Raw genomic sequence first — 13,333 nt, 5'->3', positions numbered from 1 at the left:
ATGCAAGTGCTAGATACATCCCCACCCATACTCATTAGTGTCACCATATAAGTCACAGAACAAAATTTACTTTTAACGTGTTCGCAACGTTAGCAATGTCAAAATGATATGTCGACAGTTTTAGATCGGCTTGACTCGACAGTCGGTCTTGACCAGAAAATAGTTGATTACGAATGCTGGAAACGGAGCGGTTCTTATCTTTAGGTAACTGATTAAAAACAGATAAAGACCTTTCACCCTGCTCAGAAACTGGGCGCGCTGAAGCAAAATCCTTCTTTAGTGCCTCCACAGAACAAGCCACCAATTGGGGAACAATCATAAAAAATTCATCTTTAAGTGGTATTTCTGCGATAGTAAAAGAAGTTTTGGAACACAAGACATTCGGCGCGATTCGAGGGGCGTTGGGTCGCGCGATTAAATTGTCTGAACCTGTTACACCGGAAGTCGCAGCGCGGTTTTTGGCGGACCAAACTTTTGCCAAAACACTTATTGGTGTTCGAAGTCAAAGTGAATGGCGTGACCGAATGTTAAATGACCCAGTAAATACTGAATTCTCTGTGCCATTAGAAGATGATGGACCGGCTGACACCCGGAGTACAGATTCCATTGCGGAATTGGCTTTGAAATCAGCGAATGCTTATATTCAATGGAGTACACAAGGATTTAAAGAAGTAGATTCTGAAACGTTAGAGCGGCGACGGAACGCTTGTTTGGGCTGTGATCAGTTAAAGGATGCCCCCGAAACTCTTGCTTACCGATTGGCACTGGTAGTTGCGCGAGATGACCCCAGAGTTTGTATGGCCTGTGGCTGCCTTTTCATGAAGAAAACGGCAATGCCAGACGAAGCCTGTCCAATGCCTGCAGCAGGTGACCAAAACTCCACCAGGTGGGACGAGCCAATCCTCTGAGCTCAGGTTTTAAGGTTCTGTCGCAAACTTCGTCCCTACCTGTCAGGTCGCGTACAGTCTGGCAACGCGCCCTAGGCTCAGGACCCACAGATTTCTGTTTGAAGGCTTGCTTCACGGGCGAAAAACAAGCGGGTGCTGTCAGACGAATTCGAACCAGTCTCAGTTTCCTGCCAAAACCGTGAACCTATTCGGAACAAAGTTGACGCCACTCAGCAAGAGCGGCGGTGCGTGTCAGCTTGAAGGTGTCTCGGCTGGCTAGTGATCTTTCCTGGTTGAAGTGATTGTAGACGGAGGAATGGACGGAGGCGAATTTCTGTAGACTTCGCATGCGCCTGAAACGTTGCAAGGCGCGTTCGCGTCGTCGAAACGGCAGGTGCGAATTCTCACCGCGGTTATTGAACCACCTGCCCGTCCTTTGTTTTTCGAGTGCACCCAGTTCTCTGAGCGCAGCCTTGTAGGAAGCGAAGCGATCTGTGACGATCTCTTCGGCGCAACCGTGCCGCTCCATCAATTTCTTGAGGAATTTCAGTGCTGCCTGCTTGTTTCGGCGTTTGGTGACAACGGCTTCCAGCACCTCACCTTCGTGATCAACGGCCCGCCAAAGATAATGCCGCTTGCCATTCACCTTCACGAAAACCTCGTCCACGTGCCACTTCCATTTGGAGAACGCACGCAGCTGCTGAACACGCTTTCGTATGATCTCAGCAGCAAACATCGGGCCAGACCTGTTCCACCAATATCGGACAGTTTCGTGGCTCACCTCAATTCCCCGTTCGTGCAATACGTATTCCACGTTTCGAAGCGACAATGGGAAACGAACGTACAGCACTACAGCCAAACGAATGACCTCGGGGCTGGTTTTAAAGTATTTGAATGCGACTGTTTAATCATGAGCGGCGGCTACGAGAGCACCCTACCCGCCTCAACCCAAGTTCTTCTGACAAGACCCTCAGAAGGTTAGCAAAAAGCTTTTCGGGCGCCCGGCCCGGTGACACGGGATTCATCGGCAGCACGGCAATGTGGCGCGCAATGCAATTGTCGGACCGACAGCCTCAGGAGGACGCCCGTGTCACAAAGCTCACCCCGATTGAACCTGCCTTTTCTGCAACCGTCGCAGGCACAGAAACACGTCACCCATAATGAAGCGTTACGGCAACTGGACCTGATCACGCAACTGAGCGTCGCAACAATAAATGCCTCGACTCCGCCCGCCGTGCCGGATCAAGGCGAAATTCACGCGTTGGGCGCGGCACCCACGGGGGACTGGACCGGTCAGGCCGGGATGCTGGCCGCGTGGTTGGATAATGCCTGGCATTTTGTCATGCCCCGTTCGGGCTGGCGCGCTTGGGATGAAAGCACTGGGCAAATGAAAATCTGGAATGAAGGCGTCTGGACAGACCCTCCGATCACCACGCAAAACTTGGACGGTGTGGGGATTGCCACGGGATATGACAGCACAAACCGTCTTTCGGTACGGTCTCCGTCGACGCTTCTCAGCCATGACGGCGGCGGGCATCAGTTGAAGATCAACAAGGCCGATGCGGGCGAAACTGCTTCTCTTCTGTTTCAATCCAACTGGACCGGACACGCCGAGATGGGCCTATCTGGCAGTACCCGATTTGCGATCAAAGTCTCGCCCGATGGCAGTACCTGGACCGAAGCGCTGGGTTTCGATCCTGCGACCGGAACCGCAAGCGGGGCCGCAGTTCAGGCCAGCGCCGATGACACGACTGCCGGTCGTCTGATGCGGGCGGACTACGGCTTTGGCCCCGGCAATCTGCTGGGTTCCGTGGCACAAAGTGGCGGCAACCCAACCGGCGCCGTCATAGAACGCGGCTCGAACGCTGACGGCGATTATGTGCGATTTGCCGATGGCACCCAAATCTGCACCGTCTCGTTAACGGCTACGGGCTGTACAAATGCAGAAGGTGCCTTGTTCGCAAGCGATGCGGTGGTCTGGGATTTCCCCGTAGCATTCGCTGTGGGCTCAGCCGTCACTGTGTCCGGCAACGGAGGCGCAACCACCCGTTTTATGGGGTTCGACGCGCCAACTGAAACTCGGGTCGAATTCAAGGTTCTGGCTACCGCGAATGATGCGACAGCGCTGGCACCAAAGGCCGTTGCGATTGGCCGCTGGTTCTGATGGACCCGATTGCCCGGGCTTACGCCCGGGTACTTACATGGCGTTCAAGTCCGCGTCCTTCTGATCTGTGAACCGCGCCATAGGTTTCGCGAATCCGAGCGACGAGCCCAAAGCACGCGCCGACCCGCATCAGCCCGAGGTCAATTCGTTCCATACAGCGACACAGTACCTTTGGCCCCCTCTGCCAGTGCTTTGCTTTGGTCATGACGTACCTGTTCGTAGAGGGCCAGAGCTTGTTTCGAAAACAGATGACTCGGCCGTTCGACATGAACAAAGTTGGATTGCCCGTCCTGCCCTCGCGCCAGCATGGCGTAATCACGGTCCGCGACCAGCTGCTTGGCATTAGGGTTCAGATAGCGGATCGCCAGCCCGATCCTTCGGTCTTCGGACTGGTTCGGGCCCGAACCATGAATGGTCAACCCATGGTGCAAAGACATTTGCCCAGGGGCCAATTCAATATGGGTTTTGTCCTCGTCCGCAACATCGACGGCAATCTCTTGACCACGCGACAGCAGGTTGGTTTCGGAATAGGTATCGTTATGCGGTAGGATCGGGTTCTTGTGGCTGCCCCGCACGAAGTCCATGCAGCCACTTTCAACAGTGGCCGGGGACAGTGCGATCCAAGCCGTGACTTGGTCCGGTGTTTCACCCATACCCCAATAAGTCAAATCCTGATGCATGCCCACAGTGTGATCAGTATGGGCCTCTTTAATAAAAAATTCGGCTGACCAGACCATGATATCCGGACCCAGAACGCCTTCAACGACATCCAGCACTCTGGCGTCCAGCGCGATTTTGGCTGCCAGTGGGATCACCAGATGCGCGTTCACGCGCTTGTAGGTGTTCAGCGGCAGGGGCAAATCCGCAGCAAGCCAGTCCTGCTCAAGCTGTTCCAGTTCTGCGCGAATCTCAGAGGTTTCCTCCTGAGAGAAAACCGTCAGCGGAAAAAGAAAACCGTCTTTCCAATATTGTTCGGATTGGGCTGCGGTCAGCGCGGTTTCAGGCAAAGAAACAGATTGCGGCATGGCTTACCTCTTGGATGCTTGCCGCTGCAGGATAAACCACAAATTTCTCAGGCCAGCGCGTAACTTCTTGCCCGTGAGGATAAGTTCAGCTTAGCCTGAAATCATGTCGTCCCGCATTCCCTCTCTCAATTGGTTGCGCGTGTTCGAGGCCGCCGCCCGAACCGAGAGTTTTGCACGCGCCGCCACCCAACTAAACATGTCGGCTGCAGGCGTCAGTCAACAGGTCAAAGCACTGGAAACACAGCTGGGTACACCCTTGTTTCACCGCCACGCGCATTCGGTAACCCTGACTGAGGCGGGACGAGCCTATCTGCCCTCTGTGCAGCAATCCCTGTTAATGTTGGAAACCGCCACCACAGGGCTATTCGGCGAAACACGTGCACAACGGCTTTTTGTACAATCCATACTTCTGTTCGCGCATGGAGTAATTGCCGGTGGACTGCCGGAATTCCAGTCAGCACATCCGCAGATCAACCTGTCACTCACCACGGGCAATCTGGTGTCGGATTTTGCCAACCAATTCACCGATTTGCAGATCGTTTTCGGTAATCGGGCCCTTTTTGGAGCTGAAGGCGACACGCTGTTGCACGAACGGCTTTATCCGGTGGCACTGCCAGAGATTGCCGCGCAAATCCGGGACCCGCAGGACCTGTTCCATTTCCCGCTGATTGAGGTTTCAACCCACCGTGCCAGTTGGCTGCATCTGTTCGAATCCCTGCGCTTGCCCTCCGGTCGGGCCCGATACTTCTTTGCAGACAATTCGTTAATGGCTGCCGAGCTTTCCGCAAGCGGAGGCGGCATCGCACTAGCCCGAGCGCCCGCGTCGGATCGTATCATGCATTTGTCGGGCCTGGTCCCTTGTTTGCCTGACATTCAGGTCGCTGGGCAGGAATCCTATCATCTGGTCTATCAGTCGCGCGCCGCGCTGCGTCCACCGGCACGCGCCTTTCGCAACTGGTTGCTGGATTACAGCGCTGCGGTCCAGACCCGGTAACGCCCCTGCCCTGTCACCTCACGGATCAGTCCGCGCCGGGTAAAGCGGTCGATATTGCGTTGCACCGCCGCGCGTGATGCTTTCGTCAATTCCTCGGCCAAAGGTGCCGAGACCATGGGCCATGCAGTCAGAACATCGATCAACAGGGGCGGTGTTCGCCCGCTAAGTCCGCTGGTGGCCTCGCGCGCGCGCTGCTCCCAGGCGCTGACCCGGTCCAGATGCATCAGCGCAGCCAGCGCCGCCTGCCCTGCTCCCCTAACCCAGGCTGAAAGCTTTTCGTCCACCTCCCCTGCCCCGCGCAACGCGCCGGGACCGGACAAGGCGAGCGGCATGAACAACGCCCCGCCCCGACCCATCGTGGCTGCGTGGCGGGCCGCGATGATGGCGGCCTCGGTATCCTGACCAATTCCAGGTGACAAAGCGCGCCACGCATGAAACCCAATCGCTGCCTGAGTAACCGGATGCAGCCCTTCAGAATTGCGCATCACCTCTGCTAGGTCAGCGACAGCTTCTGGGATTTCCTCAAACCCCTGAGCCATCCGATCCAGAAAGATGGTCAGCCCGGTCTCCCACCCATCCTCAGATGGCCCCGGCCCTCCGGTCAAACGCCGCACGGCCCAACCAGCGCGGAACAGCGCCTGAACATCGTCGCCGGTCGCACCAATGCGAAGACCCGTCCACAGCGCCAGCCGGTCGACACTGATCCGGTCGCCGGTCCACCAGCCCAGATCGGACACATCCATCAGGGCCAGACGATGAGTCCACCCGTCCGGACCTGCGCGCAACCGTTCGTCCAAGGCGCCAAAGATCGCAGCCAGATCGGCCAGTTCGTAGGAAAGTTCCGCCTGTGCTGCACGCCAGTCCCGCGGATCGAACAACAGACGCCGGTCCACCTTGGGACCCGGAGGCAGAAAATCCTCCACCGCCTCGTCATCCTCGGGCGGCAGAAACCACAGATCGTCGTCTTCGGGCGGGTCCACGTCATAGATACTGGCAGGACCAACCGCATCGGCGTCCTCATCCGGATCAGGCATGACGGGTTTCTTTTTCATACCCGGTATATTTCGGGGAATTGCCCTGCTTCACAAGGCGTTTTTGCGCATTACGCGCTTAACCTGCGAAACTTGTGGTTAGAAAATCCAGTTGCCCGCTCAGGTCGGTCTGCTCGCTGTTGCCGATCAGCATGTACCCGTACCCGTCCTGTGCCCAGGTCGCCGTGGCCAAACCACTCAGTACCGCCTGTTTCACATCCTTGCTCGGAGCGCCCTCACCCTGCCGGATCACACAGAAGGCAAAAGGCTGGCCCTGCTCGTCGGCAAATACAACCTGTACCAATGGCTTGCCTTTGAAAGACAGAACCTGCGCGCGTTTCAACTCCATTCCTGGCAGCGCCTCAAGCTCGGCACGGTTCAGCGAACGGCCCAGCTGTTCCTCGGCCAATGCGAATTGCGCCTCAAGCGCCTGAGGCGAACTGTCCAGCGATGCTATCGTATCCGGCACATAGAGTGACTGATAGATCGCCGCCTGCTCAGCCCACCCCATCGGCTGGGGCCGCGTCGCCCAAAACGTGGCCGAAACCGCGATAACCGCAACCGAAGCCGCAACGGCCAGCAACCGCAATCCGCCGCCCGCAGGCTGCACTGGTTTGACAGCCGCCGGTTCTGGCAGATCAACAACAGGTGTCTCGGTGGGAACACGCTCAAACACCGACTGCACCACAGGCGCAAACGGGTCCAGCGCCATCAGGCGCTGCTCAAGCTCGGGGTCAGCTTCGATTGCGTTTTCGATCGCGCTGGCCTCGGCCTCTTCCAAATTGCCTTCCAGATACGCCAACAGCGTCTCATCGGAAAACTTCATTTGCCACTCCGTCGAACGGCGTCTGCCGCCTCATGCTGCATCACGGTTTTCAATTTCTGCCGGGCATTGGACAGCCGGCTCATGATAGTTCCTATCGGCACCTCCAGCAACGCGGCGGCCTCGCGGTAGCTGTAGCCCTCGACGAACACAAGCATAACCGTCTCCCGCTGCGCTTCTGGCAGTTGCATCACTTGTGTAAACACCTCAGCAGCGAAAATATTCGTTTCCGTGTCCGGTCCGGTGGCAACTAATTCCGCCTCGGGCGTCACAGACAGCGCCTGCGCCTTGCGAACCGACCGCGACCGCACCTCATTCAACCAGATCGAGCGGCAGATCGTCATCAGCCAACTGTCCAGCCTTTCATGCGACGTCACCTGATGGTGACGCTCCAGTGCACGCAGACATGTGGATTGCAACAGATCATCGGCTACATCAGACGCCCCGGACAATGCCAGCCCAAACCGCCAGACACGTTTCGAATGCGTCTGGATCGCGCCGCGCACGGCCTGTTCCGAGCTTATTTCACCATGCATCGAATAAATCGCGACCTGTGTGTGTTTGCCATTCACGGACCGGGCCCGTGGGCTCAGATTTGACATAACCCGAGGAGGAATGAAATGAAACTTCTGTTGAAGGCAGTCACGATTGCGTCGGCAATTGTTGCAACTCCGGTGCTTGCCGAAAGCTGGACTCTGGCGCCCGAGGGCTCGCATCTGGCCTATGGCACCATCAAGAAAGACACCGTGGGCGAGGTCAATTCCTTCACCAGCCTCAGCGGTCACGTCAGCCCGGACGGCAAAGCCGAGATCGAGATCGACCTGTCTTCGGTCGAAACCAATATCGACATCCGCAACGAACGGATGATCGAACATGTATTCCGCAAGGTGGGCACTGCTTCTCTGACCGCCGAGTTCGACATGAATGAGGTCTCAGACCTGGGCGTGGGCGAAACCATCACTATCGATGCCGAAGCCGTTCTGTCGCTGGCAGGCGCCGATGTTGCATTTGATGCCGAGATGTTTGTGGCCCGTCTGTCCGAAACTTCGGTCTTGGTGTCGACCAATGACATGGTGTTCATCAGCACCGAAGACGCGGGCGTGAATGCGGGCGTCGACAAGCTGATGGAACTGGCCGATCTGCCGGGCATCACCCGAACGGTTCCCGTGACCGCCCGTCTGATTTTCAACATGGACGACAAAAAGGCCGAGGCAGCACCCGCTGCCCCGGTCGCCGTTGCCGCCGCTGTTGAAGGTGACGTCAAAGCCGGAAAGAAAGTGTTCCGCAAATGTAGTGCCTGCCACAAGCTGGAACAGGATCGCCACACGGTCGGCCCATCGTTGCACGGGATCATCGGCGCCACCGCCGGTCAGGCTGATGGGTTCCGGTACTCGGCACCTTTGCAGGATTTTGGCATTGTCTGGACACCAGAGACCTTGACCGCGTTCCTTTCCGACCCCAAGGGCACTGTACCGGGTAATAAGATGCAGTTTCGCGGCCTCAGAAAGGACGAGGATATTCGAAACGTCATCGCCTATCTTCGAGCCGAGTCCCAGGGCTGAACCTGAGCCCGGCGAAATCCGGGTTCCCTTTGCCCGCCTTGCCACGCTATCCCTTGTCTCACCTCAAATACGGGAGACACGAGGCATGAGCGACACGGTCAAACTGACATTGGATGAGATCCGGGACCTCAGCCTATCTATCCTGACAAAGTCCGGCTTTGGACCGGATCACGCGGCGGCCATTTCGCACATGCTTACCACTTGCCAGACCGACGACTGCCAGTCGCATGGCCTGTTCCGGTTGTTCATGTGTAACGACACGATCAAGGCAGGTAAAATCGACGGTTATGTTGAACCGGTCGTGACGCCTTCGGACAATGCCATCGTCCGGGTGGATGCACGGGGGGGAATGTCCCTGCTGGCATTTGAAAAAGCATTGCCTGTGCTGATCGAAAAAACCCGCACCCATGGCATTGCCGCGATGGCTATCAATCGGTGCTTCCACTTTTCAGCCCTCTGGCCCGAGGTGGAACGCTTGTCCTCCGAAGGTTTGGCCGCAATGGCGATGGTACCCAGCCATTCCTGGGTTGCGCCGGCAGGAGGCACGCGCGGCAGTCTTGGCACCAACCCGCTTGCTTTCAGCTGGCCGCGCCAAGGCAAGGACCCCTTCACCTTTGACTTTGCCACCAGCGCCTTCGCCCGGGGCGAGATCGAGCTTTACCGTCGCGCGGGCAAACCGCTGCCCCAAGGCGTCGCCATCGACAAGGATGGCAACCCGACCACCGATCCTCAGGCCGCTATGGATGGCGCGATGTTGACCTTCGGCAGCTACAAGGGGTCCGCTCTGTCGATCATGATCGAACTGCTGGCCGGGCCGCTGATCGACGATCTGACCAGCCTTGAAAGCATGGAATTCGCCGAAGGAGCGGGCGGAGCCCCCTATCACGGTGAAATCATCCTCGCCTTTGATCCAGCCCAGTTCAGCGGAGGTCGGGTCTCTGAAAATGACACGCGCGCCGAGCGTCTGTTTGCCGACATCATTGATCAGGGCGCGCGGCTTCCGTCGCAACGGCGCTTTGCCGCGCGGGCGCGCAATACCGAACGCGGTTACGTCGAAATCGCAAAAACCTTACACGATGATTTGCAGGGGCTCGCCGAACAGGCCTGACACCCCTTCCCCTTGGTGATGCGGCTGGCTAAGAAGTTCCTCCAGACTTTTTTCAGGAGGCCCCCTTGGACCGCATCGCCCGCACCATCGCCACCGAGATCAACGCCCGCCCCGAACAGGTGGGGGCCGCGGTGAAATTGCTGGACGAAGGGGCCACCGTCCCCTTTGTTGCCCGCTATCGCAAAGAGGTGACCGGCGGGCTGGACGATACCCAACTGCGCACCCTGTCTGATCGGCTAACCTATCTGCGCGAACTCGAAGCGCGGCGTGAAACGATCCTTGGGTCCATCAAGGATCAGGGCAAGCTGACCGCCGACTTGGCCAAATCCATCGCGCAGGCCGAGACCAAAGCGCAGCTGGAAGACATCTACCTGCCCTATAAGCCCAAGCGCCGCACGAAGGCGATGATCGCGCGCGAAAACGGGCTGGAGCCTCTGGCCGATACTATTCTGTACAACCGATCCGCCGACCCCGAAGTTCTGGCGCAGGGCTATGTGACCGAGGCGGTGCCGACGACCAAAGACGCCTTGAACGGCGCGCGGGACATTATCACCGAACGACTGACCGAAAACGCCACCCTATTAGGAGAGCTGCGCGATTTCATGCAGCGTGAGTCCCTGCTGACTTCGAAAGTGATCGACGGCAAAGAGCAGGAAGGCGCGAAGTTCAGCGGCTATTTCAGCCATACAGAGCTTTGGTCGAAAACCCCCTCGCACCGCGCGCTAGCGATGCTGCGGGCCTCGAAAGAAGGGATCGTAACACTGGATATCGCGCCCGAAGCCGAAGCGGGCGCGGCACGGGCCGAGGCGATTGTCGCTGCCCATCTGCACACGCGCGGAGATGGGCCGGCGGATGTCTGGCTGCGCAAAGTGGCCGGTTGGACGTGGCGGGTGAAATTGTCCCTTTCTATGATGGTTGAACTGATGGCGGACCTGCGCGGCCGGGCACAGGAAGAAGCCATTCAGGTTTTCTCTCGCAATCTCAAAGACTTACTTTTCGCGGCACCAGCCGGAGCGCGTGCGACGCTGGGTCTGGACCCCGGCATTCGAACCGGCGTCAAAGCGGCCGTGGTGGACTCCACGGGCAAGGTGGTTGCGACAGATACGCTCTACCCATTTCAACCCAAAAACGATCTGCGCGGCGCACAGGCGGCTATTTTGAACCTGATCGCCACCCACAAGATCGAGTTGATCGCCATCGGAAACGGCACTGCCAGCCGTGAGACCGAGAAGATGGTGGCTGACACGCTGAAACTACTGCCCAAGACCGTCGCCGCCCCTACCAAGGTCGTTGTGTCTGAAGCCGGCGCTTCTGTTTACTCTGCATCCGAATTGGCGGCGCGCGAATTCCCCGATCTCGACGTCTCTCTGCGTGGTGCCGTGTCGATCGCCCGGCGTCTTCAGGACCCGTTGGCCGAGCTGGTTAAGATCGAACCAAAGTCCATCGGTGTCGGTCAGTACCAGCACGACGTGGATCAGCATCGCTTGTCGCAATCCCTGGCTTCAGTTATCGAAGACGTCGTGAACGCGGTCGGCGTTGATCTAAATACGGCCTCAGCCCCCCTACTCTCTCATGTGTCGGGCCTGGGCCCCGGGCTTGCCGACGCGATCGTGATGCACCGTGACCTGAACGGCGCCTTTCAATCGCGCAAAGAACTGCTGAAAGTCTCCCGCCTTGGCCCTCGCGCTTATGAGCAATGTGCGGGCTTTTTGCGCATACGCAACGGCGTAGAGCCACTGGATGCGTCCTCGGTTCACCCGGAAGCTTACGATGTGGCGCGGAAGGTCGTTACCGCCTGTGGACGGGACATTCGTCAGATCATGGGCAATGACGGCGCGTTGAAAGGACTGCGGGCCGAGCAATTCGTAAACGACACCTTCGGCCTTCCGACTGTAAGGGACATTTTTGCAGAACTGGAGAAACCCGGTCGGGACCCGCGCCCGAGTTTTGTCACTGCATCTTTTACCGACGGTGTCGAGGATATCACTGATCTGAAACCCGGTTTGGTACTTGAAGGAACGGTAACCAATGTCGCGGCCTTCGGCGCTTTTGTGGACATCGGCGTGCATCAGGACGGCCTTGTCCACATCAGCCAAATGGCTGATAGGTTCGTCAAAGACCCGCACGAGGTGGTCAAGACCGGTCAGGTCGTAAAAGTCACCGTGGTTGAAGTGGATGTGCCGCGCAAACGGATCGGACTGACAATGCGGAAAGACGGTGGTGCCTCAGCACGCGAAGATCAAGGCAGCCGTGCACCTCGAAAAGCTACCAGCGCTATAAAGCCTCAGGCAAAACAACGCGCAAAATCTGAAAGTAACACGCAAAACGGAGCAATTGCAGATGCCTTAAAATCAGCGATGAAAAACCGCTGATACCTCTGGAACCGCGTTCGGCCCCATTATTCACTCTCTAACTGAAAGCGTCGGGCTCAAGCTCTTCCCAGAAGTCGAAGAATGCATTGGCGTTCAATCCGGAGCGCCAACCATGGGCCCGGAAATGCTCACGGTCCAGATCGTTGTCCAGCCCGGCCAAGAACAACCGTTTGTCCGCGTCCCGTTGCGCCGGGTTTCGCCGCGAAACCAATTCTTCCACGATAGACAACCTGCGTGCCCGTTCTGTTCTTTCAGCCGAGCGGGCTGCGTATGCCTGATCCACCTGCGCCTTCGCGGCCTCATGTACTCGCGCAGCTTCAAGGGCTTTACGGCTGGGTTCTGACGATGCTTCTTTTTCTGTCGGCAGGTAATCGTCGCGCAGGGCTGCTGACAGACACACTACGGTCGATTTCACACCACCCTGTCCACTGACATAGTCCAGCTTTTTCTGGACATAGTCCTCCCCATGTTCGGCAATCCATTGGCGCGCAAGCCGGTCTGATACCCCCTGCTTACGCAGCGTTTTGTAAACCTGCAGATTGCGAACACTATCGCTGGGATGTGTCGCAACTTTTTGTCTGGATTGACGAGCCCGCCGGTTCCGACGTTTGTTCTCAGCGTATAGTTCTTTGACAGGTTTCAGCATGATTTCATTGAAAGGCTGCCATTTCCCAAGGATGCAGTTTTGTACGCTGTTTATTTCTATTTGCGATACACGGTGTCGTATCGGGATTTGGAAGAGATTCTGGCCGAACGCGGCGTGCAGGTGGACCACGCAACTCTCAACAGGTGAGTTATGAAGTATTCACCGATGGTTGCTGCGCGAGCGCAATTGAAGAAACGCCCAACGCTGAGTTCCTGGCGCATGGACGAGACATTTATTCGTGTTCGCGGCAAATGGATGTACCTCTATCGGGCCGTAGACAAAACTGGAAATACCCTTGATTTCATGCTGTCCGAGCGGAGGAACCGTCCAGCAACAGCCAGGTTCTTTGCCAAAGCGCTGTCGTCAAATGGAATCCCGAGCAAGATCGTCATCGACAAAAGCGGTGCTAACGCGGCGGGCATTCGAGAAGTGAACAAAACCCTTATTCGATTTGGATGCCCAGCCAAAATCCAAACTGTCAGGCCCAAGTATTTGAAGAACAGGATCATCGGTTCATCAAGCGTCGCATACGGCACATGTGCGGGTTCAAGTCGTTCAGATCCGCCTCGGCTACTTTGGACGGCATTGAGGTCGCCAACATGATCCGAAAGCAGCAATTCCCCAGGGTTCTGTCGCAAGCTTTTTGGATGCAGAACATCGGTGGAATTGGTGAGCGTTTTACCCTGCCAGTTGGGCGAATTATTGAAACGGTCGGAGTTCG

At 57.2% G+C, this 13,333-nt stretch carries 13 protein-coding genes and 1 pseudogene; 7 read left to right on the top strand and 7 right to left on the bottom strand.

What is annotated here, in order from left to right:
• Positions 1-52: 52 nt before the first annotated feature.
• A complete protein-coding gene (locus ACR0ER_RS11880; RefSeq protein ID WP_480769109.1) occupies positions 53-319 on the bottom strand; it encodes a hypothetical protein in 267 nt (88 codons plus the stop codon).
• Between the two features lie 46 nt (positions 320-365).
• Between ACR0ER_RS11880 and ACR0ER_RS11875 the strand changes: the two genes are divergently transcribed.
• Positions 366-908 carry a hypothetical protein gene (locus ACR0ER_RS11875; protein WP_480769108.1) on the top strand — a complete coding sequence of 181 codons (543 nt, stop codon included), beginning with the start codon at positions 366-368 and terminating at the stop codon, positions 906-908.
• Between the two features lie 184 nt (positions 909-1,092).
• Here ACR0ER_RS11875 and ACR0ER_RS11870 read toward each other — a convergent pair whose 3' ends face one another.
• On the bottom strand, positions 1,093-1,752 hold the full coding sequence (locus ACR0ER_RS11870; protein WP_480769229.1) for an IS6 family transposase: 660 nt from the start codon (positions 1,750-1,752) through the stop codon (positions 1,093-1,095).
• 222 nt (positions 1,753-1,974) lie between these two features.
• On the opposite strand from ACR0ER_RS11870, the gene ACR0ER_RS11865 reads away from it, so the two are divergent.
• Complete coding sequence (locus ACR0ER_RS11865; protein ID WP_480769107.1) at positions 1,975-3,051, top strand: DUF2793 domain-containing protein; 1,077 nt, start codon at positions 1,975-1,977, stop codon at positions 3,049-3,051.
• Positions 3,052-3,191: 140 nt separating this feature from the next.
• Here ACR0ER_RS11865 and ACR0ER_RS11860 read toward each other — a convergent pair whose 3' ends face one another.
• Positions 3,192-4,076, bottom strand: coding sequence for a phytanoyl-CoA dioxygenase family protein (locus tag ACR0ER_RS11860; protein WP_480769106.1), 885 nt, complete (start codon positions 4,074-4,076; stop codon positions 3,192-3,194).
• A gap of 103 nt (positions 4,077-4,179) precedes the next feature.
• Between ACR0ER_RS11860 and ACR0ER_RS11855 the strand changes: the two genes are divergently transcribed.
• Positions 4,180-5,070, top strand: coding sequence for a LysR family transcriptional regulator (locus tag ACR0ER_RS11855; protein ID WP_480769105.1), 891 nt, complete (start codon positions 4,180-4,182; stop codon positions 5,068-5,070).
• Here ACR0ER_RS11855 and ACR0ER_RS11850 read toward each other — a convergent pair.
• From ACR0ER_RS11850 to ACR0ER_RS11840, 3 genes are all read right to left on the bottom strand, one after another.
• On the bottom strand, positions 5,043-6,104 hold the full coding sequence (locus ACR0ER_RS11850; RefSeq protein ID WP_480769104.1) for a helix-turn-helix domain-containing protein: 1,062 nt from the start codon (positions 6,102-6,104) through the stop codon (positions 5,043-5,045). The genes ACR0ER_RS11855 and ACR0ER_RS11850 overlap by 28 nt on opposite strands.
• 76 nt (positions 6,105-6,180) lie before the next feature.
• A complete protein-coding gene (locus ACR0ER_RS11845; RefSeq protein ID WP_480769103.1) occupies positions 6,181-6,927 on the bottom strand; it encodes a hypothetical protein in 747 nt (248 codons plus the stop codon).
• Positions 6,924-7,496 carry an RNA polymerase sigma factor gene (locus ACR0ER_RS11840; RefSeq protein WP_480769102.1) on the bottom strand — a complete coding sequence of 191 codons (573 nt, stop codon included), beginning with the start codon at positions 7,494-7,496 and terminating at the stop codon, positions 6,924-6,926. Before ACR0ER_RS11840 ends, ACR0ER_RS11845 begins: the two co-directional genes overlap by 4 nt.
• A gap of 48 nt (positions 7,497-7,544) precedes the next feature.
• Here ACR0ER_RS11840 and ACR0ER_RS11835 point away from each other — a divergent pair, with 48 nt between their 5' ends.
• The 3 genes from ACR0ER_RS11835 to ACR0ER_RS11825 all read left to right on the top strand — a co-directional run bounded on the left by ACR0ER_RS11835 (position 7,545) and on the right by ACR0ER_RS11825 (position 11,966).
• Complete coding sequence (locus ACR0ER_RS11835) at positions 7,545-8,486, top strand: c-type cytochrome (protein ID WP_480769101.1); 942 nt, start codon at positions 7,545-7,547, stop codon at positions 8,484-8,486.
• A gap of 85 nt (positions 8,487-8,571) precedes the next feature.
• Complete coding sequence (locus ACR0ER_RS11830; RefSeq protein WP_480769100.1) at positions 8,572-9,594, top strand: Ldh family oxidoreductase; 1,023 nt, start codon at positions 8,572-8,574, stop codon at positions 9,592-9,594.
• A 65-nt stretch (positions 9,595-9,659) separates the two neighbouring features.
• On the top strand, positions 9,660-11,966 hold the full coding sequence (locus ACR0ER_RS11825; protein WP_480769099.1) for a Tex family protein: 2,307 nt from the start codon (positions 9,660-9,662) through the stop codon (positions 11,964-11,966).
• Positions 11,967-12,003: 37 nt separating this feature from the next.
• Here the strand turns inward: ACR0ER_RS11825 and ACR0ER_RS11820 are convergent, their stop codons facing one another.
• Complete coding sequence (locus tag ACR0ER_RS11820; protein WP_480769098.1) at positions 12,004-12,612, bottom strand: hypothetical protein; 609 nt, start codon at positions 12,610-12,612, stop codon at positions 12,004-12,006.
• A gap of 6 nt (positions 12,613-12,618) precedes the next feature.
• Here ACR0ER_RS11820 and ACR0ER_RS11815 point away from each other — a divergent pair.
• Positions 12,619-13,256: pseudogene (locus tag ACR0ER_RS11815) on the top strand (IS6 family transposase); the annotation flags it as partial.
• Between the last annotated feature and the right edge of the window lie 77 nt (positions 13,257-13,333).

Source organism: Ruegeria sp. CH8 (genome assembly GCF_056536985.1).
This window is presented reverse-complemented; position numbering and strand designations above follow the sequence as displayed.